Annotated in this window: 24 protein-coding genes and 1 other RNA gene; 8 read left to right on the forward strand and 17 right to left on the reverse strand. The window is 66.6% G+C overall.

Annotation, left to right across the window (positions count from 1 at the left end):
* Window positions 1–4: 4 nt before the first annotated feature.
* Both AC3D24_RS06120 and mtgA read left to right on the forward strand, forming a co-directional pair.
* Window positions 5–1,270 (forward strand): flavin monoamine oxidase family protein, encoded by a 1,266-nt coding sequence (locus tag AC3D24_RS06120; protein WP_489029095.1) that lies wholly within the window; start codon window positions 5–7, stop codon window positions 1,268–1,270.
* 9 nt (window positions 1,271–1,279) lie between these two features.
* Window positions 1,280–1,951 carry a monofunctional biosynthetic peptidoglycan transglycosylase gene (mtgA, locus tag AC3D24_RS06125; RefSeq protein WP_489029096.1) on the forward strand — a complete coding sequence of 224 codons (672 nt, stop codon included), beginning with the start codon at window positions 1,280–1,282 and terminating at the stop codon, window positions 1,949–1,951.
* A gap of 227 nt (window positions 1,952–2,178) precedes the next feature.
* Here the strand turns inward: mtgA and AC3D24_RS06130 are convergent, their stop codons facing one another.
* From AC3D24_RS06130 to AC3D24_RS06170, 9 genes are all read right to left on the reverse strand, one after another.
* Window positions 2,179–2,421 carry a hypothetical protein gene (locus AC3D24_RS06130; protein WP_480964011.1) on the reverse strand — a complete coding sequence of 81 codons (243 nt, stop codon included), beginning with the start codon at window positions 2,419–2,421 and terminating at the stop codon, window positions 2,179–2,181.
* 84 nt (window positions 2,422–2,505) lie between these two features.
* A complete protein-coding gene (locus AC3D24_RS06135) occupies window positions 2,506–2,829 on the reverse strand; it encodes a YbaB/EbfC family nucleoid-associated protein (protein WP_254687211.1) in 324 nt (107 codons plus the stop codon).
* Window positions 2,826–4,523 carry a DNA polymerase III subunit gamma/tau gene (locus AC3D24_RS06140; protein ID WP_489029098.1) on the reverse strand — a complete coding sequence of 566 codons (1,698 nt, stop codon included), beginning with the start codon at window positions 4,521–4,523 and terminating at the stop codon, window positions 2,826–2,828. The genes AC3D24_RS06135 and AC3D24_RS06140 overlap by 4 nt, the downstream gene beginning before the upstream one ends.
* Before the next feature lie 337 nt (window positions 4,524–4,860).
* An RNA gene (ffs, locus tag AC3D24_RS06145) (signal recognition particle sRNA small type) lies at window positions 4,861–4,954 on the reverse strand.
* A gap of 58 nt (window positions 4,955–5,012) precedes the next feature.
* On the reverse strand, window positions 5,013–5,252 hold the full coding sequence (locus AC3D24_RS06150) for a hypothetical protein (protein WP_489029100.1): 240 nt from the start codon (window positions 5,250–5,252) through the stop codon (window positions 5,013–5,015).
* Window positions 5,253–5,334: 82 nt separating this feature from the next.
* On the reverse strand, window positions 5,335–5,640 hold the full coding sequence (locus AC3D24_RS06155; RefSeq protein ID WP_489029102.1) for a hypothetical protein: 306 nt from the start codon (window positions 5,638–5,640) through the stop codon (window positions 5,335–5,337).
* Window positions 5,641–5,752: 112 nt separating this feature from the next.
* The gene (locus tag AC3D24_RS06160) at window positions 5,753–6,058 is read right to left on the reverse strand and encodes a 2Fe-2S iron-sulfur cluster-binding protein (protein ID WP_489029104.1); all 306 of its coding nucleotides are present in this window, start codon (window positions 6,056–6,058) and stop codon (window positions 5,753–5,755) included.
* Window positions 6,055–7,149, reverse strand: coding sequence for a cysteine desulfurase family protein (locus AC3D24_RS06165; protein ID WP_489029106.1), 1,095 nt, complete (start codon window positions 7,147–7,149; stop codon window positions 6,055–6,057). The genes AC3D24_RS06160 and AC3D24_RS06165 overlap by 4 nt, the downstream gene beginning before the upstream one ends.
* Window positions 7,146–8,165, reverse strand: coding sequence for a cysteine desulfurase family protein (locus AC3D24_RS06170; protein WP_489029108.1), 1,020 nt, complete (start codon window positions 8,163–8,165; stop codon window positions 7,146–7,148). The genes AC3D24_RS06165 and AC3D24_RS06170 overlap by 4 nt, the downstream gene beginning before the upstream one ends.
* Before the next feature lie 93 nt (window positions 8,166–8,258).
* Between AC3D24_RS06170 and AC3D24_RS06175 the strand changes: the two genes are divergently transcribed.
* Window positions 8,259–8,915, forward strand: coding sequence for an alpha/beta hydrolase (locus AC3D24_RS06175; RefSeq protein WP_056048342.1), 657 nt, complete (start codon window positions 8,259–8,261; stop codon window positions 8,913–8,915).
* A 148-nt stretch (window positions 8,916–9,063) separates the two neighbouring features.
* On the opposite strand, the gene AC3D24_RS06180 is transcribed toward AC3D24_RS06175, so the two are convergent.
* Window positions 9,064–9,243, reverse strand: a complete 180-nt coding sequence (locus AC3D24_RS06180; protein WP_489029110.1) for a hypothetical protein — start codon at window positions 9,241–9,243, stop codon at window positions 9,064–9,066.
* On the reverse strand, window positions 9,240–10,202 hold the full coding sequence (locus AC3D24_RS06185; RefSeq protein ID WP_489029112.1) for a threonine ammonia-lyase: 963 nt from the start codon (window positions 10,200–10,202) through the stop codon (window positions 9,240–9,242). The genes AC3D24_RS06180 and AC3D24_RS06185 overlap by 4 nt, the downstream gene beginning before the upstream one ends.
* Window positions 10,203–10,339: 137 nt before the next feature.
* Between AC3D24_RS06185 and AC3D24_RS06190 the strand changes: the two genes are divergently transcribed.
* The 5 genes from AC3D24_RS06190 (at window position 10,340) to AC3D24_RS06210 (ending at window position 14,788) form a co-directional block, all read left to right on the forward strand.
* Window positions 10,340–11,575 carry a type III PLP-dependent enzyme gene (locus AC3D24_RS06190; protein WP_332746997.1) on the forward strand — a complete coding sequence of 412 codons (1,236 nt, stop codon included), beginning with the start codon at window positions 10,340–10,342 and terminating at the stop codon, window positions 11,573–11,575.
* A 162-nt stretch (window positions 11,576–11,737) separates the two neighbouring features.
* Window positions 11,738–12,799, forward strand: a complete 1,062-nt coding sequence (locus AC3D24_RS06195) for a 1,9-bis(guanidino)-5-aza-nonane synthase (protein ID WP_056048328.1) — start codon at window positions 11,738–11,740, stop codon at window positions 12,797–12,799.
* Between the two features lie 205 nt (window positions 12,800–13,004).
* Complete coding sequence (locus AC3D24_RS06200; RefSeq protein WP_489029114.1) at window positions 13,005–13,430, forward strand: MAPEG family protein; 426 nt, start codon at window positions 13,005–13,007, stop codon at window positions 13,428–13,430.
* A gap of 93 nt (window positions 13,431–13,523) precedes the next feature.
* Window positions 13,524–14,528 (forward strand): alpha/beta hydrolase, encoded by a 1,005-nt coding sequence (locus tag AC3D24_RS06205; protein ID WP_489029116.1) that lies wholly within the window; start codon window positions 13,524–13,526, stop codon window positions 14,526–14,528.
* A gap of 68 nt (window positions 14,529–14,596) precedes the next feature.
* Window positions 14,597–14,788: a hypothetical protein gene (locus AC3D24_RS06210; RefSeq protein WP_489029118.1), complete on the forward strand. Its 192-nt coding sequence runs from the start codon at window positions 14,597–14,599 to the stop codon at window positions 14,786–14,788.
* Window positions 14,789–14,791: 3 nt separating this feature from the next.
* Here AC3D24_RS06210 and AC3D24_RS06215 read toward each other — a convergent pair whose 3' ends face one another.
* From AC3D24_RS06215 to AC3D24_RS06240, 6 genes are read right to left on the reverse strand one after another with little or no spacing between them, the layout of a single operon-like run.
* Window positions 14,792–16,678 (reverse strand): XrtA/PEP-CTERM system amidotransferase, encoded by a 1,887-nt coding sequence (locus AC3D24_RS06215; protein ID WP_489029120.1) that lies wholly within the window; start codon window positions 16,676–16,678, stop codon window positions 14,792–14,794.
* On the reverse strand, window positions 16,679–18,166 hold the full coding sequence (gene xrtA, locus AC3D24_RS06220) for an exosortase A (RefSeq protein WP_489029122.1): 1,488 nt from the start codon (window positions 18,164–18,166) through the stop codon (window positions 16,679–16,681).
* Window positions 18,163–19,443: a glycosyltransferase gene (locus tag AC3D24_RS06225; protein ID WP_489029124.1), complete on the reverse strand. Its 1,281-nt coding sequence runs from the start codon at window positions 19,441–19,443 to the stop codon at window positions 18,163–18,165. Before AC3D24_RS06225 ends, xrtA begins: the two co-directional genes overlap by 4 nt.
* The gene (locus tag AC3D24_RS06230) at window positions 19,440–20,480 is read right to left on the reverse strand and encodes a FemAB family XrtA/PEP-CTERM system-associated protein (RefSeq protein ID WP_489029126.1); all 1,041 of its coding nucleotides are present in this window, start codon (window positions 20,478–20,480) and stop codon (window positions 19,440–19,442) included. The genes AC3D24_RS06225 and AC3D24_RS06230 overlap by 4 nt, the downstream gene beginning before the upstream one ends.
* Window positions 20,477–21,337: an XrtA system polysaccharide deacetylase gene (locus AC3D24_RS06235; RefSeq protein WP_489029128.1), complete on the reverse strand. Its 861-nt coding sequence runs from the start codon at window positions 21,335–21,337 to the stop codon at window positions 20,477–20,479. Before AC3D24_RS06235 ends, AC3D24_RS06230 begins: the two co-directional genes overlap by 4 nt.
* Window positions 21,324–22,394: an ExeA family protein gene (locus tag AC3D24_RS06240; protein WP_489029130.1), complete on the reverse strand. Its 1,071-nt coding sequence runs from the start codon at window positions 22,392–22,394 to the stop codon at window positions 21,324–21,326. The genes AC3D24_RS06235 and AC3D24_RS06240 overlap by 14 nt, the downstream gene beginning before the upstream one ends.
* Window positions 22,395–22,401 lie beyond the last annotated feature (7 nt).

The raw sequence follows: 22,401 nt of genomic DNA on the forward strand, positions 1-22,401 counted from the left end.
GCTGGTGCGTACCGTCGTCATCGGCGGCGGTGCGGCCGGGATTGCTGGAGCACGGGCTCTGCACGATGCTGGGCGCGATGTCCTGCTAGTCGAGGCCAGCGATCGCCTAGGTGGCCGAGCCAAGAGCCTACCCCTAGCCTTGTTCCCCCGCGATGGCGGGGGCCCAGACTGGCCCCCCGCCATCGCGGGGGACCATGTCGACGCCGGTTGCGGCTGGCTACATTCCGCCCAGCGCAATCCCTGGACGTCGATAGCAGAGGCCACCGGCTTCACTGTCGATCGCTCCGATGCGAACTGGCGCACCCAGTGGCGCGACCTCGGCTTCTCGTCCGAGGACCAAGCGTCCTCTTCCTCCGCCTACCAAGACTGGAACGAGCGTGCGCTGGCGGCGCTGGACGGCCCCGACCGCCCCCTTTCCGACTTCATCGCCCCCCACGACAAATGGCGCCCGAAGATCGACGCGATCTCGGGCTACGCCAACGGTGCGAACCTCAGCCAGGTCTCCCTACATGACTGGGCGGCGTACGAAGAAGCCTCGATCGAAGACAACTGGACCGTGAAAGAGGGCTACGACACGCTGGTCGCCAGCCACGCCGCCGGCCTGAATATCCGCCTGTCGACACCCGTTACCCGCATCGATCACAGCGGCCGCGCCCTCAAACTCGACACCCCCGCCGGCACGATCGAGGCGGACCGCGTCATCGTCTGCGTCCCCACGACCGTCCTCGCGAAGTCGCAGATCGTGTTCGACCCGCCGCTCCCCGACAAGCACGCCGCCGCCGCCGACCTCCCGCTCGGGCTCGCCGACAAGGTGTTTCTCCATGTCGACCGACCCGAATGGCCGACCAACGCACACCTGATCGGCAATCCCTATACCGCCTGCACCGCCAGCCACCGCCTGTCGCCGTTCGGCTGGCCGATCGTCGAGAGCTTCTTCGGCGGAGACTGCGCGGCAATGCTGGAGGACGGCGACGCCGCGCAGTTCGCGATCGACGAGCTCGTCGGGCTGCTCGGCAGCGACTGGCGCAGGCGCTTCACGCCGCTGACCGCGACCCGCTGGCGTCACGAACCCTATATCGGCGGCAGCTACAGCCACGCACGCGTCGGTCGCGCCGGGCAACGCGCCGTTCTGGCCGCACCGGTCGACGGCCGCATCCACTTCGCCGGCGAGGCTTGCCACGCGTTCGACTTCTCCACCGCACACGGCGCCTACGAAACGGGCGTCGCGGCGGCGCGCGCGGTGATTGGCGAGTCCATCCCGATCGCATAAGAGGCGACGATGGGTTTTTTCCGCATCGCCGCCAAAATCATCTTCGGGTTCGTCCTGATTACCGTCGCCTGGGTCGGCATCTACCGGTTCGTGCCGGTGCCGTTCACCTGGACGATGATGGGCGACGTGCTCAACGGCCACGGCGTGACGAAGGACTGGATGCCGCTATCCGAGATGGACCCGGACATGGCGCGCGCGGCGATCGCGGGCGAGGATTCACGGTTCTGTTCGCATCATGGCTTCGATTTCAAGGCGATGGCGGGCGCGGCGGCGCGTAATGCGCAGGGCGGGCGGATCCGTGGCGGCTCGACGATCAGCCAGCAGACCGCGAAGAACGCGTTCCTGTTCCAGGGCGGCGGTTATGTGCGAAAGGCGTTCGAGGCGTATTTCACCGTGCTGATCGAAACGCTGTGGGGGAAGCGGCGGATCATGGAGGTGTACCTCAACATCGCCGAGACCGGGATCGGGACGTACGGCGCGAACGCTGGCGCGATCCGGTATTTTCATCACGACGCGTCGCGGCTGTCGCCGACCGAGGCCGGACGGATCGCAGCGGTGTTGCCGTTGCCGAAGAAACGCGCTGCGATCGATCCGCATGGGTTTGTGCGGAAGCATGGGAATACATTGTCGCGGCGGGTTTCGACCGTGAGGAACGACGGTCTGGATGGGTGTCTGCGATAGGGGCCGACAAGACCGCCAGCTAATCTACCACCCCGGCGAAGGCCGGGGCCCAGTTGGAAAGGTGCTCGTGAAAACGCGCGACGTTCAGTTAGCAGCGTTTCCCAACTGGGCCCCGGCCTTCGCCGGGGTGGTGCTTAGCTTCACTTTGCCGCCCGCCGCTTGTTCTCCAGCGATGGCGGGAGCCCAGCCTGGGTCCCCGCCTTCGCGGGGACCCAGACTAGGAGCCTTTACTGCGTCGACTTCTCGACCGCATCACCGGCCTTGTCGGCGGCACTGCCGACGCTCTTCGCCGCGGAGGTGATCGCGGCATCCTTGCTGTTCTGCGCGCCCTGGCGGCTGAACAGGTAATAGCCACCGATCAGCACTGCGATCAGCAGGACGACGCCGATCAGCATGCCGCTGCCGCCGCCGCGGCGTTCGATGATCGTGGTGTGGGTGGTCGGCGTTTCGACGATGCGCTCTTCGGCCATGTTCACTCTCCCTGATTACTGAAAGAGCGCAACGCCGGCCGAAGAGCGATTGTTCCCGCGCCGAAACGACCTAACCGAAGTGGTTTAAAATGGCAGCTTGAAGCCCGGCGGCAGTTGCAAGCCACTCGTCATCTTCGACATCTCGCTGCCCGACACAGCATCCGCCTTCGCCCGCGCGTCGTTGAACGCCGCCGTCAGCAGGTCCTCGAGCATCTGCTTCTCGCTCACCTGCATCAGCGAGTCGTCGATCGCGATGTTGATGATGCGGCCCTTGGCGGAGGCCTTCACCTTGACCAGCCCGCCGCCGGACGCGCCCTCGACCTCGATGTTGTCGAGATTCGCCTGCGCCTTTTCGAGTTCGCTCTGGACGTTCTGCGCCATGGCGAGGATTTCATCGATATTCTTCATGCGTTGCTCCTTTGACCGGGCCACGATTCTAGCTGGGCGTCCGGAAACGCTGCCACCGCGGCCTTCATGATGGGGGATTCGAGAATAGCTTGGCGCACCGCGGCGTCGGCCGAGTCCTGTGCCTCGCGCAGCGTCGGCGCGCCGGGGGCATCGACGATCGACACTTTCCACGCGGTCCGCGTCACCGTCTTCAACAGCGTGTTGAGTTCGGCGAGCGTGTCGGCCGAGACCGGGCGACTGCCGCTGAGCGCGAATTCGGGCGGCGCATAGCTGACGACTCGCGCACCGTGGCGGAGCCGTGCGGCGATCGCGAGGCCGCCCGATTCGTCGAGCAGGTCGACCAGCGCCTCGAACGTCGGCGGCAGGATAGGTCCGGTCGCCGCAGGCTCGGGCGCCTGCGCAGCGGATCCCGCGTTCCAGGGCGGCGCTTCGCCCGACGGTGGCGCAGGGGGTGGCGGCGGTGACGACGGTGCCGCCGAGGGCGCCGCACAGCTGGCGATCTGGCGCGCGAGTTCGCCGGGGTCGGGCAGCGTCGAGGCATAGATCGCGCGCAACAGCGCCATCTCCGCCGCCTCGATCGGCAGTGCGGCCTTGGCGACTTCGTCATGGCCCTTGAGGAACAGCTGCCACAACCGGTGCAGCGCGGGATAGCCGAGCGACGCTGCCCATTCCTCGCGCGCCGCACGCTCTTCCATCGGCTGCGCGGCGTCCGGCGGCGTGCCGACCTTGGTCAGCGTGATGCCGTGGACGGTTTCGAGCAGCGAGCGCAGCACCGACAGCGGGTCGACGCCGTAGTCATATTGGCGGCGCATCGAGGCGAGCGCCCCTGCCCCGTCGCCGGCGAGGATCAGCGTCAGCAGGTCGCGGACCGCGCCGCGATCCGAGAGGCCGAGCATCTGGCGCACAGCGTCCGCGGTCACGCCGCCGCCTTCGAGCCCGGCATGCGCGATCGCCTGGTCGAGGATCGACAGACCGTCGCGCGCGGAGCCTTCCGCGGCGCGCGCGATCAGCATCAGCGCCTCGGGATCGGCGGTGACGCCCTCTTCGGTCGAGACCCAGGCGAAGTGCTTGGCGAGCTGTTCGGCGGAAATGCGGCGCAGGTCGAACCGCTGGCAGCGCGAGAGGACCGTTACCGGCACCTTGTTCACTTCGGTGGTCGCGAACAGGAATTTCACATGGGGCGGTGGCTCCTCCAGCGTCTTCAGCAACGCGTTGAACGCGTTCTTCGACAGCATGTGGACTTCGTCGATGATGTAGATTTTAAAGCGCGCGGTGACCGCCGAATAGCGTGACGCGTCGATGATCTCGCGGACGTCGTCGACGCCGGTGTGGCTGGCGGCGTCCATCTCGATCACGTCGATATGGCGACCCTCGGCGATCGCGCGGCAGGGTTCGCAGATGCCGCAGGGGTCGATCGTCGGGCCGCCCTCGCCGTCGGGGCCGATGCAGTTAAGTGCCTTGGCGATCAGGCGGGCGGTCGACGTCTTACCGACGCCGCGGACGCCGGTCATCAGGAAGGCGTGCGCGAGCCGGTCGCGCTTGATCGCGTTGCCGAGCGTCTGGACCATCGCGTCCTGGCCGATCAGCTCAGAAAAGGTTTGCGGTCGGTATTTGCGCGCTAGCACGCGGTAGGCGGGGGCGTCCGGCGTTTTCACCGGCTGCGGGGGTTCGCCCAGGTCGAAGGAATCTGACATTGCGCTCGTCATAGCGGGTGCTGCGCGTGCTGTCGAAGGGGAGTGAAGTATAGAAAGTGCAGACGCTGGGAGAGTTCTGCACTTCGCTCGCCGAGAGGGTCGCGCGGGCTTGGCGCGGGGCTGATTGTGGAGGGCGTGCGGGGCATGGGCCGATCTTGGCACAGCGTTGCGACGTAGGACAGCGATTCGGAACGTTTCAGGAACACGCAGGGCCGCAATGTATTTTGCGGGGCCGACAAGTTCAGGAGAAGTTTAGAAGGTGCGCTGCGGCTTAGCCGCATCGTCAGTCGGTGCTCTGCACCGCTGGCCGCGCTCGCATGTCGGAACGACATGTTCGCGGTGGGAGCCGGGACGACCCGTGGCTTAGTCGTTGTGGCTGCTTCCTTCCGGATCTGACCAAGTTGGCGACGACCACGTCCGCCCGACTCCCGCGGCGCATATGGCGGGGTCGGGCGGGATGATCAAGCCGCTTTAGACGCGGGCTCGGTCTTAGCGGTTGACGCGGACCGTGCGGCAGACGCGCTGGCGGTGATGGTTGCGATAGACGTTGCGGCACACCTGGCGCGTACGGACGACGTGGCGACGATAGCCGGGACGGCGATCGTCGTGGCGAACGACGGTCCGCTCATGCACGACGGTGCGCTGAGCCGAGGCTTCGGCGGCGATGCCGACTGGGGCAAGGCCGGTAAGCGCGACGAGACCGGCAGCGGCGAGGGTAAACAACTTCATGGGACTTCTCCTGCTGGGTGCCGGCCCTGCTGGGCCGTGCAACCTATGTCACCTAACTAAAGGCAGTCGTTACGGTTCCGTATCAGCGACGGAAACAGCGACGAACCGGGCCATAATAGCCGCGCTCGATCCGGCACCCGACGCGCGAACGGCCGTAACCGCGTGGGCCACGATAGCCGTAGCCGCCGCCCCGATAGCCACCACGATATCCACGGTAACCGCGGTCTCCGCGATAGCCGTGGCGCGGGCCATTCCAGCCACGATTGCCATGCCAGCCGCGGTTGCCGCGATGGCCATCCCAGCCATGGCGCTGGGCATCGGCCGGCACCGCGGCAAACAGCGTTCCCGCGGCCAGGGCGCCAGCGGCGAACATTGCGATGATCTTCATGTTCGGTACTCCTCTCAAGACCCCGTACATTGGGGCGATGAGGGGATAATCCGCTTCGGGCGGTGGACGTTCCCTGAACCGGCCGTTGTCTTCCTGTAAGCTTTGCTGACGTTTAATTCGGGATGCGGACGGTCAGTCCGTCGAGCGCCTCGGTAAGGCGTATCTGGCAGGCGAGCCGGCTTGTCCGTGTCGCATTGTGCGCGAGGTCGAGCATGTCCTCCTCGTCCTCGCTTGCCGGCGGCAGGCGGGCGAAGTCGGCGGGATCGACGATGACGTGGCAGGTCGCGCAGGACAGCTGGCCTTCGCAGGTGCCTTCGAGCGGCTGGTCATGCGCCTGCGCTACGTCCAGCAGGCGGTCGCCGGGCGTCGCGTTGGCCAGCGTGGCGGTGCCGTCGCGGGCGATGAAGCGGACGATCATGGCCATTGTCCGTCGGCTGCCGCGACGATCGCGTCGATCGCGTCGATCGCGTCGCGGAGTTCGGTTTCGGTCGTGTAGCGGCCGAAGCCCAGGCGGATGCTGGAGCGTGCTTGCGCTTCGGTGAGGCCTATCGCGCGAAGGACGTGGCTGGAGCGGCCCGAACCGCTGGCGCAGGCCGAGCCGGCGGAGAAGGCGATGTCGCGGAGGTCGGACATCAGGCGGTTTACGTCGAGGCCATCGCGGCGGATGTTGAGGTTGCCGCGATAGCGGTGGTCGGTGGCGCCGTTGATCGTCCAGCCGGGGCCGAGGCGGTCGAGGGCTAGCGACCAGAGGCGATCGAGGTAAGCTGCGTCCTGATCCTTGCGGTCGGCCATGAATTGCGCGGCGACGCCGAACCCTGCGCAGAGCGCGGGTGAGAGCGTGCCCGAGCGTCCCGGCGCTTCCTGTCCGCCGCCGTGCATCAGCGGGGCAACGTCGACGCCGTCGCGGATCCAGAGCGCACCGATCCCCTTGGGACCGTGGATCTTGTGCGCGGAGATCGCGATCAGGTCGGCGGTGTCGGGAACAGGCACGCGGCCATAGCCTTGCACCGCATCGCTGAGCATCAGCGCGCCGGCTGCGTGGGCGATCTCGGCAAGTGCGCCGATCGGTTGGACGACGCCGATCTCGTTGTTGACGAGCATTGCGGCGACGAGGCCGGTGCCGGGGCGGATCGCGGCGCTGGCTACGTCGAGGTCGACCAGGCCGTCGGGGCCGACCGGGAGGATCGATACCTGGCGCCCCCTCGCCGATTCTGCAGCGACCGTATCGAGGACGGCGGCGTGTTCGGTGGCGAGCGTGACGATCGGCCCGGTCGTGCCCTTGATCGCCCAGTTGAGCGCCTCGGTCGCGCCGCTGGTGAAGGCGATGCGCCCGCCGGGGGGCAGCAACGCGGCAACCTGATCGCGGGCGACCTCGACGGCGGCTTTCGCGCGGCGCCCTTCGCGGTGGGAGGAATGCGGATTAGCGTGCTGCGATTCGAGCCACGGGAGCATCGCCGCGAGTGCTTCGGGCGCGAGCGGGGTGGTCGCCTGATAGTCCAGGTACGTCATGCGGCGCGCCTTATGTCGGTGGCGATGCGCGTCCACGCCTCGGCGAACTTCGCGACGTCGGCGGCGGTCGTGGTCCAGCCGAAGCTCACGCGGACGACTTCGCCGGCAGCTTCGGGGGTGTAGCCCATTGCCGCAAGGACGTGGCTAGGCCGCATGCTGCCTGACGAACACGCGCTGCCGGCCGATACTGCAAACCCGGCCATGTCGAGGCGGATCAGCTGTGCGGCAGAGCTGACGCCGGGCATCCGGTAGGAGGCGATCGTCGGGATACGCTGGGCGTGGTGCGCGACGATTTCGCCGCCGCTTGCGAGAATCGCCTCGTCGAGCTTGGCGCGGAGATCGGCCATGTCGGCAAACCAGTCGTTGGGGGCCTCCAGCGCGGCGGCGAACCCCAGCGCGCCGGGGAGGTTTTCGGTACCGCCACGATAGCCGCGTTCCTGCCCGCCGGTCGGGTCGAGCAGGCCGAGATCGCGAACCAGCAGCGCGCCGATGCCGGGAGGGCCGCCCAGCTTATGCGCGGAGACGATGATGAGGTCGGCGTCGGGGAGCGGGAGCTTGCCGGCGGTCTGCGAACAATCGGCTATCCACAAGCTGGTAGGTCGATCCTGAAGCACGCCGGTTTCGCTGTTCGCGGATTGCAGCGCGATCGCCTGCCCACCCTCCCCGTTCACGACGATACCGCGTCCGTCGACCGCCAGCATAACCGGCTGTTCCGCCGCGCGGAGAACCGCGTCGTGCTCGATCGCTGCCACGCCGATACCCGGCCTGCCGCGCAGCGCCAGCGCGGCGGACTCGCTCGCGCCACTCGTCAGGATCACGTGATGCGGCCAGTCCAGCGCCTTGGCGATCCGCTTCCGCGCATCCTCTAGCGCAGCCCTCGCCGCGCGCCCCTCGGCATGCGGCGAGGACGGGTTCGCCCAGCGCGCCATGCCCTCCATCACGGCCGCGGTTGCCTCGGGGCGCATCGTCGTGGTGGCGGCGTGATCGAGGTAGATGCGGGAGACGCTGCGGGACAAGGTCGGTTCCAATTGCGAAAACGGGCGTTCAGCCTATATAATGCAGATCACCCCGCACTCCACCCGAGTGCGTATCCCAGCTCGCGAGTGCCTATGCCAGAAGTCATTTTCCCCGGTCCCGAAGGCCGTCTCGAAGGTCGTTTTGCGCCGGGACCACGTCCGCGTGCGCCCGTCGCGATGATCCTGCACCCGCATCCGTCGGCCGGTGGCACGATGAACAACGCGATTGTGCAGCAGCTGTACAAGACCTTCCAGCGGCGCGGTTTCGCGACTTTGCGGTTCAACTTCCGCGGCGTCGGCAAGAGCCAGGGCGTGTTCGACAATGGAGTCGGCGAATTGTCCGATGCGGCGAGCGCGCTCGACTGGGTGCAGAGCTTCCATCCCGAGGCGCAGACGACCTGGATCGCCGGCGTCAGCTTCGGCGCGTGGATCGGCATGCAGTTGCTGATGCGCCGGCCTGAGATCCGCGGGTTCATCTCGGTGGCACCGCCGGCGAACCTGTACGACTTCACGTTCCTCGCGCCGTGCCCGTCGAGCGGGATCATCATCCAAGGCGAGGCCGACGAGGTCGCGACGCCGGGTGCTACGCAGAAGCTGGTGGATAAGCTGCGCACGCAGAAGCACATCACGATCCATCACGACACGATCCCGAAGGCGAACCACTTCTTCGAGCATGAGATGCCGGAGTTGATGGGGAGCGTGGACAAGTATCTCGACATGCGCCTCGACCCGAACTCGCCGATCAGGTGAAGTCCTTCTCCCCTTGGGGAGAAGGTGGCGCGGCAGCGTCGGATGAGGGGGAGTTGGGGATCGATCCGCGCTCCCCAACTCCCCTCACCCTCCCACCGCAAGAGCGGCGGGCCCCTCCCTCTCCCCGAAGTGGAGAGGGCTTTATTAGTCAGAGCGTCCAGATCGCTACGTTGCCCAGCAGTACCGCCGCCATGATCAGCATTAGCACGCCTTTCCTGCGGTCGCGCTTCTTCACGATCAGCGTGATGCCGCCGATTAGGCAGGCGAACATCCCCAGCATGGCGATGGCGGGTGCAGCGGCAGCGATCGATGTCAGTGCGGCGTTCATGCGGCCATCGCCTTTGCGTAAGCAGCGAGATCGACGTTCCCGCCGGAGAGGATGACGAGCAGGCCGGGTTCGAGCGTGACCTTACCGGCCAACACCGCCGCCAGCCCGACCGCGCCGCCGGGCTCGATCACCAGCCGCAGTTTCTCCGCCGCCCAGCGCTGCGCTGTGGCAATCTCCGATTCGCTGACCGCAACGCCAGTCGCGTCGCGGCGCGAGAGGACGTCGAAGGTCAGTGACGACACGCGCAATGTCTGGAGTGAGTCGCAGGCGGTCGGCGGCGGGTTGGGGCCGACGGGTTCTATCCACGACGCCTCCAGCGAGCGGCGCATGTCGTCCCAGCCCTCGGGTTCGACGACGGTTATCGCGCTGTCCTTCAACGCCAGCGCGATGCCTGCCGACAGGCCGCCGCCACCGCAGGGGATGACGACGCGGCTAGGGACGCCCATGCCCAGCGCTGCCATCTGCGCCGCCGCCTCGATCCCCGCGCTCCCCTGCCCCTCGATGATCCAAGGGTCGTCGAAGCTCGGGACCAGCGTCGCGCCGCGCGCCTCGGCCAGACCTGCGGCGATCGTCTCGCGGCTTTCGGTGGCGCGGTCGTAGGTCACCACCTCCGCGCCCAGCGCCAACGTCGACTCGCGCTTCAGACGCGGCGCATCCGAGGGCATCACTATCGTGGCCGCGATACCGAGGCGTTTCGCCGCCCAGGCCACGCCTTGCGCGTGATTGCCCGAGGAGAACGCGACCACGCCTTTTTGTCGCGTGGCTTCGTCTAGCGCGGTGAGCCGATGCCATGCGCCGCGAATCTTGAACGCGCCGATTGGTTGCAACGATTCAGCCTTGAACGCGACCGGTACGCCCTTGATTTCACTGACGAACAGCGGCGTCGGCGGGAGGATCCGGGCGATCTTCTCCGCGGCGTCCCGCACACCTGCCCGCGTCGGTTGTCGCAAAATCGTCACACGCCGTCTCCTATCCGCCAAACGCTATTTACATGGGGGGCGCGTAACCCTAGATCGCGCTTCCGCTGCCCCATGGGACTTCCAACCGCAAGGCAGTGTTTTCGTAATTTGTCTCAGGACATTGGAGGTCCCTTGAATTGGTCAAGCATCATATCGCGCTGGGGTTAGCGAAAGCCCATTCGACCGCCGACACCTCCCACATCGGGAGCGGCATCGACATCGCTAAAGGGCGTCCGGTCAACCCGGTCACGCTCGTTCGTCCGCACGCCGCTGCGCGCGCCGCTCGGTTCTTCGTCGAGAAGTTCCCGGGCCGCTCGATGTATGCGGTGAAGGCGAACCCGTCACCCGAACTCCTGCAGATCCTGTGGGACAATGGCATCACGCATTACGACGTGGCGTCGATCGCCGAAGTGCGCCTGGTCGCACGGACGCTTCCCGAGGCTACGCTGTGCTTCATGCACCCCGTGAAGGCCGAGGAAGCGATCGCCGAGGCGTATTTCACGCACGGCGTCCGCACCTTCAGCCTCGATAGCCTCGAAGAACTCGACAAGGTCGTTCGCGCCACCCGCGAAGCCACCGACCTGACGCTGTGCGTGCGTCTGCGCGTGTCGTCGGAGCATTCGAAGCTGAGCCTCGCATCGAAGTTCGGTGCAGCCCCGCATGAAGCCAAGGAGCTGCTGTTCGCGGCCCGCCAGGCGGCGGACGCGCTCGGCATCTGCTTCCATGTCGGTTCGCAGGCGATGACCCCGGAGGCGTATTCGAACGCGATGGAGCGCGTCCGTGCGGCAATCGTCGAGGCGGCTGTCACGGTCGACGTCATCGACGTCGGCGGCGGCTTCCCGTCCTCGTACCCCGGCATGGAGCCCCCGCCGCTCGAGCATTTCTTCGAGACGATCCACCGTGCGTTCGAATCGCTGCCGGTCAGCTATTCGTCCGAGCTGTGGTGCGAGCCGGGCCGGGCGCTGTGCGCGGAATATTCGTCGATCATCGTGCGCGTCGAAAAGCGTCGCGGGACCGAGCTGTACATCAACGACGGTGCTTATGGCGCGCTGTTCGATGCGGCGCATATCGGCTGGCGTTTCCCGACCGAGCTGCTCCGCGAGCCGGACAGCCGTGCGAAGGACATGGAGTTCAGCTTCTATGGTCCGACGTGCGACGACATGGACTATATGGTCGGCCCGTTCATGCTGCCCGCGGATACGCAGGCCGGCGATTATATCGAGATCGGCATGCTGGGCGCGTACGGCTCGGCGATGCGGACCGCGTTCAACGGGTTCGGATCGGACGAGACGGTGATCGTGACGGATGAGCCGATGGTCTCGCTGTATGACGAGCGGTTCCAGGACCTCGCGTCGAACGTCGTCAAGCTGTAACCAACACTAAGTAATCGTTCGCTCTTCGTCTTCCCCTCCCGCATGCGGGAGGGGACCGAGGGGTGGGCGCGCGTTTTCCACATCCGGAGCGTTCGCGGTGAGCGAGCGCCCACCCCCTAGCCCCCTCCCGCAGGCGGGAGGGGGGATCAGGAGAAATTAGACATGACCGAAGACACCCGCATCGACGCGCAGCGCAAGGCGGAACTCCTCTCGACCACCGTCGAGCATATCGACATCACCAGCTTCGACGCGCGACCGATCGTCGACGCGATGAAGAAGATGTCGTTCACCAGCCGCGATCTCGGCCGTGCGACCGACATCTACAACCAGATGCTGGCCGACAAGGACTGCACGATCTTCCTCGTGATCGCAGGCTCGACGAGCGCCGGCGGTTGCATGGATCTGTATGCCGAGCTGCTGCGCAACAACATGATCGACGGCATCGTCGCGACCGGCGCGACGATCGTCGACATGGATTTCTTCGAGGGCCTCGGCCACAAGCATTACCAGGCACTCGAAGTGCCGCACGACGACGTGCTGCGCTCGCTGATGATCGACCGGATCTACGACACCTATATCGACGAGGAAGAGCTCCAGCACGTCGACCACACGATCTTCGAGATCGCCGAGACGCTCGAGCCGCGCGCCTATTCGAGCCGCGAGTTCATCCGCGAGATGGGCAAGTATCTCGTCGAGCACGGCAAGAAGGAGAACAGCCTCGTCAAGCTCGCCTATGAGCATGACGTGCCGATCTTCTGCCCGGCGTTCGTCGATTCGTCGGCCGGCTTCGGTCTGGTCAAGCACCAGGTCGACGCGGTGAAGGCGGGCAAGCCGTACATGGTCCTCGACGCGATCGCCGACTTCCGCGAGCTTACCGAGATCAAGATCAAGGCCGGCACCACCGGCCTGTTGATGATCGGCGGCGGCGTGCCGAAGAACTTCATCCAGGACACCGTGGTGTGCGCCGAGATCCTCGGTCACGACGACGTCCAGGTCCACAAGTACGCGGTGCAGATCACGGTTGCCGATGTTCGCGACGGCGCATGCTCGTCCTCGACGCTGCAGGAAGCGGCTTCGTGGGGCAAGGTGAACACGGGCATCGAGCAGATGGTGTTCGCGGAAGCGGGTTCGGTGATGCCGCTGCTGGCATCGGACGCATACCACCGCGGTCTGTGGAAGGACCGCCCGGTCCGCAAGTGGGGCGCGAGCTTCGACAAGGCCTGAGGCTGGATGATCCTCCCCCGCTAGGGGGAGGTGGCAGGCGCTTGCCTGACGGAGGGGGAGGTAAACGCAACCTTGGTTCCGTATCCTCCCCCTCCGTCACCTTCGGCGACACCTCCCCCTGGCGGGGGAGGATCAGAGTCGATCGACGTTGTCCTAACCCGGCAATTGATGCAGCCTCTCCCGGATAACCGGGGGAGGCTTTTTCATGCACAGCGACATCCTGCGACCGATGGTTGCTCTCATCGCGTGGACGCTCGTGATGCTGGCTTGGACGCTCGCCACTCGGTTGCCGGCGATGAAGGCGGCCGGCGTCGACATGGCCAAGCTCGTCGGCACCAAAGCGTCCGACGCGGATCGATCGCTACCGCCGCAAGTCCAGTGGAAGGCGCATAACCACAACCATTTGATGGAGCAACCGACGCTGTTCTACGCGGTCTGCGCCGTGCTGGCGTTCAGCGGCACGGGCCACGGCGTCAATGCCTGGATCGCCTGGGCCTATGTCGCACTCCGGATCGCGCACAGCCTCGTGCAGGCGACCAGCAACCGCGTCCGTGCGCGCTTCCTCCTGTTCATGCTGTCCAGCCTGATGCTCGTCGCGCTGACGCTCCACGCCACCCTCGCGGTATTTTGACAAGCGTCGAGCGGCATTGTGCATCCTACGAAAAATCGTCGGTCGCGTCGCTCACCCCTCCCCGAACGCGGCTCGATCGGCTAGCATTCCCGCATGACCTTCGACCGCCGCACGCTGCTCGCCCTTCCCCTCGCCGCCGGCCTCGCGCCAGCCGCCCTAGCCCGAACCGGCGCGCAGGCTGTCGCCGCGCAGCCCCGCGCGTCGGACATACCGATCTGGCCCCCCGCCGAACGGTTCGCGCTGTGGCCGGGCATTCCGCAGGGGGCACCGAACCCTCTCCCGGTGCCGCATCCCACGATGCCGGTCTATCCCGACGGTTACCGCGATTATCAGATGCGCGGCGTCGTCCGTCCCGAAGTCGGCGTGTTCCGCCCTGCCCGTCCCGACGGCCGCGCGGTGCTGATCGTCCCCGGCGGCGGTTATTCGATCACGTCGCTTCGCAACGAAGGCATCGACATCGCGCGTGCGCTGAACGCGTTCGGAATCACCGGGTTCGTGCTCAGCTACCGCCTGCCCGGCGAAGGCTGGGCCGATCGCGCCGACGTGCCGCTCGCCGACGCCCAGCGCGCGATGCGGCTGATCCGCGCCAATTCGCGCACCTACGGCATCCGGGCGGAAAAGCTCGGCGTGCTCGGCTTCTCGGCGGGCGGGCATCTCGCCGGATCGCTGGCGGTGCTCTCCGACTACAAGGCCTATCGCGCGCTCGACGCCGCGGACCGGCATTCGGCACGCCCGGCCTGGGCCGGCCTGATGTACGCGGTCTCGAACATGGATCCGGGTCGCAGCCACGGGGGATCGCGCACCAACCTGCTCGGCCCCGATCCGCTGCCCGCCGTCCAGGCACGCTATGCGATCGACCGCCAGTTGAAGCCGGGCGCGCCGCCGCTGTTCCTGGTCCATGCCGAGGACGACAATACCGTGCCCGTCGCCAACAGCGTCGACACGCTCGCCGCCGCGCGCCGCGCAGGCATTCCGGCCGAGGCGCATTTCCTCCAGCATGGCGGGCACGGCTTCGGCATGCGCCTGTCGCCCCGGTCGCCGGGCTCGCTATGGCCACAGTTGTTCGATCGCTGGATGGGCGAATTGGTCGCAGGCTGACGGTTCGAGTCAGCACTGCGGACCTATCACGTCGTCGCGGCGTTGTTCCTGGGGAATAGGAGAGCGCGATGACTCGTCCGCATACCCAGCCCCGCGACGTCTTTCACGAGAATGGCGAGGTGATCATCGACGGTCCCGATGGGACCGTGATCTCGATGACGCCCGAAGCGGCGCTACGCACTGCGGGGCGGCTCGACGAGGCTGCGCTCGATGAACTGATTGCCCGGGCGCAGATCCAGGCGGATCGGGATCCAAGCTAGCCGTCAGCCGAACATCCGCTTCATCGACCGTTCCAACATCACGAACTGCCACAGCGTGCGGCCATGCTCGGCGCGCCCCATCCGGTGTTCATCAGCGATCCGCGCGATCGTCGCCATGTCGAACCAGCCCGTCTCGGCAAGACTACGCGATTTCGCCAGAGCGGATGCCTCGCCTGCCAGCCCCTCGCGGAACCACGCACTGATCGGCGTCACGAAGCCCATTTTCTGCCGATAGAGAATGTCGCGCGGCAGATAAGGCTCCATCGCCTTCTTCATCAGCCATTTGCCCTCGCCGTGCCGCAGCCGCATATTGGCTGGCAATTTCGCGCAGAACTCGATCAGCCGGTGATCCAGCAACGGTTCGCGCGCTTCCAGCCCGACCGCCATGCTCGTGCGATCGACCTTGGTGAGGATGTCGCCGGGCAGCCAATGCTTGATATCGGCATATTGCGCGCGGTCGATCGCGTCGCGCGCCGGCGCGTTCGCCATCGTCGCGACATAGCGGTCTTCGGCCCGGTAGCCCTGAAGCGCCGTGCGCGCGGTTGCGTTGAACAGGTGCGCACGCAGTTCGGGCGTGGTGACGCCGACCGATCGCGCATAGGCCTCGCCACCCCCCTGCGCGAGGGCCAGCAACGTCGATTTCGCACGTAACGGCCGCGGCGCCCAATCGGCCTTGGGATAGCAGCGACCGAGCGTGCCGAACACGTCTGCGCGAAGGTGCTCGGGCAACAGGCCGCGCACGCGCTCTTCCGCCGCCTGGAACTTGTAGCGGCGATACCCGGCCAGCGCTTCGTCGGCACCATCGCCCGACAGCGCGACCGTAACGCTCTCCCGCGCCAGCGCGCAAACCTGGTAAGTGGCTAGCGCGGAGGCATCGGCGAAGGGCTCGTCGAAACTGGCGACGAGCGTGTCGATCAGGCCGACATCGCCCGACTGGACGATGCGTTCGCGGTGGTCGGTGGCGAAGCGCCGCGCCACGGTGGCAGCATAGCTGCGCTCGTCGTGCCCGGCTTCGTCGAAGCCGATCGTGCAGGTGCGGACTGCCTTCGGGCTCGCTTCCGCCATCAGCGCCACGACTGCCGACGAGTCGACACCGCCCGACAGGAACGCGCCGAGCGGCACGTCGGCAACCATCCGCGATCGCACCGCGGCGCGCATCCGGTCGACCAGTTCCTCGCCCAGCGCCTTGACCGATCCGGTCGCGCGATCGGAGAAATCCAGGTCCCACCATTTGCGCGGCTGCGGCACCGGCCGCCCGCGTTCGACGAGCAGGAAATGCCCCGCCGCAAGCTTCTTCACGCCTGCGACGAGGCACGCATCGTCGGGGACGTAACCGAACGCCAGATAATCCTCGACCGCGCGAAGATCGGGCACACGGCGCAATTGCGGGTGCGCCAGCAGTCCCTTGAGTTCCGACGCGAACGCGAGCGATCCATCCGCCAGCTCGACATAATGGAGCGGCTTCACACCCATCCGGTCACGCGCGAGAAACAGCGTGTGCGCGGCCGAATCGTGGATCGCGAACGCGAACATGCCGTTCAGCCGGTCGAGCATCGACGGGCCCCACGCACGCCACGCGTGGAGCAGGACTTCGGTATCGCCCACCGTCCGGAAGATCGCTCCGTTCACGATCAACTCATCGCGGAGTTCGGCGAAATTATAGACTTCGCCGTTATACGTTATCGTCAGAGATCCATCCGACATCGGCTGCGGCGAGCCTTCGAGATCGATGATCGACAGCCGGCGATGACCGAGGCCGACGCCCGGCGCGGTCCAGATGCCGTCGCCGTCGGGCCCGCGGTGCGCCTGCGCGGCGATCATCGCATGGACGCGGTTCGGGTCGACCGGCTTGGGTGTGCCGGGGTGGAAGATCCCGGCGATGCCACACATCTAGCGTGTCCTCGGGGTTTGGCCCGCGGCGTGATCGGCAACGGCATCGATCGGTCCGAGCGCGGCGAGGAAGCGGACGATAGGACGCGGATCGTCCCCCTCGACCGACAGATGGATCGCCACCGCCCGCTGCGGACCGCCCAGCAACCGTGCCTTCATCGTCTCGATCTTCACCAGCGTCTCGTCGTTCGTCGTTGCGTCGCCGACGCGGTACCACGTCGCGACGATCCGCTCCACGGGCCCCGGCGCCGTGATTCGTATGGCCGAGCTGCCGGCGATCGAAGGCAGATCCGCCACGCGGACCCAGCGATCCTCCTCGCGCAGGACACCGGTGCCGAACGCGATAAGTTCCTTGCCCTCGTGCTGGCTGCCGAACACTGCGATGCTCATGTCGACGGCTGCGTTCGATGCGTCGGCGTAGCGACCGAAGAGATAATGGTCGGCGCCGGGGTAGGACGGCATCCAGGGCGCACGCGTGCTCACGGGCACGCGGCGCCAGCCGGCGACCTCGGGCAGATCGATATGCGCCGGCAGGATCTGCGCGCGGCCGGCGACGGCACTGCTCCAGGCCGGGAACGCGACGGCCGTTGCGAGCACTAGCAGCGTCGCGACGGCGAGGTCGGCGCGGTGGCGCGGGATCGTCTGTAGCGTGACCGGATCGAACGCGGGATCGTCGGGCGCACGATCGAACCAGCGCCAGCCGATCGCGAGCACCCCCGCCATCACCAGGCCGAAGAACACCCAGCCATAGACGATATGGTCGAACCCGGTCGCTGCTTCGACCGAGGTAAGGTCCGCCGCCCAGATCGTCCCGAACGCGCGGAAACCGTTGGCGATCACCGGCACGACGACCGAAACCGCGAGGAATATCGCGCGGCGCTTCCACGAGACGAAACACAAGTTGGCGACCAGCACGCCAAACGCGACCATTGCGATGACGAACTTGGCGCCCGAACATGCCTCGGCGACCTCGAAATAATAGCGGCCGGCGTGAATGAGAACGCCGTCGACCACCGCCGGCACATCGACGAGATGGAGCAACGGCATGACGATCGCGACCGTCACGGTCTGCAGCGGCGGTTCGAGCCCCTCGCCGAACGGCACGAGGAAGAAGGCATAGGCGAGCGGGAAGAGTAGCCCGCGAGCGACGTTGGGGCCGAGGATCGTAACAGCCGCACCTTGCAGCATCATCACCAATCCGAGCTGGCGCGCGAAACCGACCGATGCCGCATCGCCCATCAGCCAGCCGAACCCGCCGATCGCGACGAGCCCTAGTCCTGGCCACCAGCCGGTCGGCGCAAGCTGTCCGAGCTCGTCACGACGCTGCCAGACGAGCCACGCGATGACCGGGCCGATGAACAGGCAGTGCCCGAAGGTGGTGCTGGTCCACCAAATCCGCGCGAGATCGCCGACGTCGCCGCGAAAAACCAGCAGGATCAGCGCCGTCGCGATCGCAAGCGCGATGCCGTGACGGCGCCAAAGGGTCATGCGGTCAAGCCGAACAGCGCATCTAGCGGCGCCAACCGCGCGTCCCAGCCATAGCGGCGAATGACCTGCACGCGGGCGGCGTGGCCGAGTTCGGCGGCTGTTTCGCGGGCTTCCAGCAATGCGACGACCTTATCGGCGAAGTCCTGCGCGGTTCCAGCGACTCGGATCGTGTCGGCGTGGTCGATCCCTTCCGCGGCAGCGCCGGAGGCGACGACCGGCCGCGCCATCGCCATCGCCTCGAGCACCTTGTTCTGAATTCCGCGTGCGAGTTTCAACGGGGCAACGCAGACGGCCGCAGCGGCGAGCCAGCCGCGCACGTCATCGACTGCGCCGGTGACGGTGACGTGCTCACCCGCGAGCGCGCTCACCGCTGCGGTCGGTGCGCGACCGACGATTGCGAAATGCGCGGGGTGGCGCTGGCGGATCAGTGGCAGGATGTCGCGCGCGAACCAGGTCACCGCATCGATGTTGGGGCGATAGTCCATCTGGCCGGTGAAGACGATCAGGGGCCTATCATCCTCCTGCCCCTCCCCGGCGGAGGCCGGGGCCCAGTTGGGGGACGTTGATGACGAAGGACTGTCCCCAGTTATGACAACCTTTCCAACTGGGCCCCGGCCTTCGCCGGGGTGGTAGCTCGGCTGCGGGTAGCTGCCAGCCGGGTCGAACTTTACCGAATCGATCCCGTTCTCGACGGCCAGTATCCGCCCCCCCGCACCACCAGCGCGAAACACCCCCGCCTCCGCCTCGCTAACGAACAGGCTCGCGGAAAGGCGCGCAGCGATCCCACGCTCGAACGCGCCAAGCAGCCGCGCTTCACGACGCATCATCCAACGCAACGGGCCGCGCGCGTCCTCCGCAAAACCGGCGAACTTGGCGGAGTCCACATCGACGAAATCCATGACCACCGCCGGACCGCGCTCGGGAAGATACTGCGCCATCTGCCCCGAGAAGCAATAAACCCCGGCCGCGTCAGGCAGCACGCGATCGACCGCCGCCCGCATGGCCCGGCTCGCAAACGCGGTAAGCGACACCGGCTTGCCAGTCGCGAGGGCTTCAACCGCCGCACGCGTCTGCGATTTCCCGCGTGGCAGGATCGTGCAGCTCGCCAGCATGTCCGTGAACGCCGCCGGCGGAGCCAGGTCCGCCTCATCGTCCGCAAACGCCACCAGATGCACGGGCGTGCGTCGCGCGAGATACTGGAGGATGTGAAAGCTGCGGATCTTGTCGCCGCGGTCGGGCGGAAAGGGCACGCGGTGCGCCAGGAAGAGCAGACTCACCCCAGGCCTCGGGAAATCCACGGTCCTGCTACGGTCGCCGCCCAGAGCGGGAGCTTCTTCCACGTCCGCACCATCAGCGCGTATTTGGGATTGAGAGGATTGACCTCTCGCGCCGGGCCGTTGCTGCGCTTGGCATAAAGCCGTGGTTCTGGCGCAAAACCCCAGTTCTTCTTGAACGCCGCGGCCCCCGTGCCGGTCTTCGAACGCCCGAAATCGAACCGCGTGCACCCCCTCGCCCGAGCATGCGCCATCAACGCGAAATACATCCGGTCGTTGGCGCGCAGTCCCCGCGCGGCACCCGTTCCACCGCCCCAATAGGGATAAACGGTGCCCTTGAAATATACGCTCAACACGCTGGCGACCGCCCTGCCTTCATGACGGACAGTGAGAATATCAGCATCCATCATGCTCGCAACGCTGCGAAATAGCTTCGCGGGGAACACTGGCGTGCCGAGGTTGCGGACCGACTCGGCATAGACCCGGTAATGTTCGGCCAGCAGTTTCCGGTCGTTGCCGGTGACGATCTCCAGATCGAACCCAAGCGAGCGGCGCACTTCGGCGCGCTGTTTGCGCGGGATCGCGAGCAGTTCGGCATCGTCGTCCGCAGCCAGATCGCGGACGAAGCCGAGATAGCTCGTATCGTCGCTCGCCCAGCCATCCGGCGCTGGACCGCCGCGCAGTTCGACGGACGGACAGCCGACCCGTAGCGCGAGGTTCCATGCCCCGCTCGCGAGATCTTCGACCGACCCGCCCAGGATTCCGCCATCGACACCGAACCCGGTCGACACGAGCGCACGCCCAAAGAGCGGCGAACGCATTTCAGTCAGCGGCAGCACCCCGACGATCGCACCGCTGGCATCCTCGGAGATCAGATACCGCGCCCGCTGGCCGCAGCCATCCTGCACCGCCCGGCTCCACGCCGGCAAATGGAACGGCGTGGCGCCCGCCGAAGCTTCGACGAACGCAGCGATCCGCGCGCATTCGGCTGGATCGCGAAGGTCCGCTTCGCGCACGCTGACTGGCATCGGCGCGGTCACGCCAGCCGGGCCGCTTCGCGCGCGACAACGGCATCGACCCGACCCCAGTCGTGACGACCGAGCAACCCGCGCAACTTGCCCGCCATCGCCCCAAGCCTCGAATAATGCCGGATTTTGGAGCGCATCGGCGCCTGCGCCACGCGTGGCTGCGCCGGATCGATTTCCCAAGGGTGGAAATAGAACATGGCCGGGCGGTCTTCCCGATTGACCTGACGCACCGCGAAATCGGTGATCGCGGCCGGCAGCAAACGAAAGAATCCGCCGCCAGTCGCCAGCTTGCGTTTGCCGAACTCGGCGACCGTAACCGGCACCTCGATCAGCGCGCTGTCGGCCAGCGGCTTGAACCCGTAGCGCGGCGCGTCGAGCCAGCCGTAATGGTCATGCTTTACCGGAGCCACACTGGAGGAATAGGCATAGCCCGCCTCAGCCAATTCCACGTGCGCCCATGGCGTACGCTGGTCGATCGAGAAGCTCGGCGCGCGGTATCCCGTCACCCGCGTTCCCGCCGCATCCTCGATCGCCGTCCGCGCCCGGACCAGGTCGGCGCGAAACACCTCCGGCGTCATCGTGAAGACGCGCTGATGATCCCAGCCATGGCTGGCGATCTCATGCCCGGCATCGACGATCCGGCGGATCAGCGCGGGATAACGGTGCGCGACCCAGCCGAGCGTGAAGAACGTCGCCTTGGTATCGCGCTCGGCAAACAGTGCGAGGACCGCGTCGGTATTCGCCTCGACGCGCGGCATCAGCGAGTCCCAGTCGGCCTTGTCGATGACCTTCTCGAACGCGCCGACCTGGAACCAGTCCTCGACGTCGACCGACATGCCGTTGAGCACGGCCATCCTACGCGGCGTCATGCCACGCGGCGACACCCCGGATCGGCGCGTATTCCGGCTTGTCGGCATCGCTCTCAACCCAGTCGACCAGCAACGTCAGCACGCGGCGCAACGCCTTGTCCTGCAGTTCCACGCGCGCTTCGAGTTCGGCGATACGGTCCTCGATCGCGGGATCGGTACGCGGCATCTCGGCAACCGGCGCGGGTTTCGAGACCGGCTCCGCTACTGCCGCAGCCCCCTTGCCCGTATCCGTCGCCAGCATCGGCAGGTCGCCCTCCAGGTCACGCTGCACCGAGCGCACGACCGCCGCGTCGATCACCGTCAGATCCTCGATCGCGGCATACAGCATCACCCGCCCGGCGAGCAGGTTCAAGCGACGCGGCACGCCCGCCGAGCCTGCGTAGAACGCCGCGAACGCATCGTCGGCAAAGTCGGGATTGCCGGTCCAGCCGACCACCGTCAGGCGGTGGGCGAGATAATCGGAGACTTCGTCCTCTTCCATCGGATCGAGATGGTGGATCGCGATCACGCGCTGACGAAGCTGTTCGAGCCGCTCCGACCCGTGCAGGCGGTCGCGGAATTCGGGCTGGCCGAGCAGCACGATCTGCAACAGCGCATGCCCGCCAGCCTGAAAGTTCGACAACATGCGCAGTTCTTCCAGCGCGGACACCGGCAGCGCCTGCGCCTCGTCGACGATCAGCAGCGTGCGCTTGCCCGTGCGGGCGACCGCGTGCAGCCCGCGCTCGATCGCGGTCAACAGTTCGGCCTTTGTCAGGCCTGCCGGATCGACCTTCAGTTCGGTAGCGACGATCCGAAGCAGGTCGTCGGCCTCGATCGCGGTCGACACCAGCTTGATCGCGTTGAGTTGCTGGTGATCGATCGTATCCATCAGGTGACCGACGAGCGTCGTCTTGCCCGCACCGATGTCGCCGGTGATGACGATGAAGCCTTCGCCCTGCGCCAGACCATAGCCGAGATACGCCATCGCCTTGCGGTGCGTGGCGGTCTCGAACCAGAATTTGGGATCGGGGGTGAGCTGGAAAGGCCGACCCGTCAGTCCGTAATGTTCGTCGTACATAAGCTGC

This window comes from Sphingomonas sp. SL1004 (genome assembly GCF_057815015.1).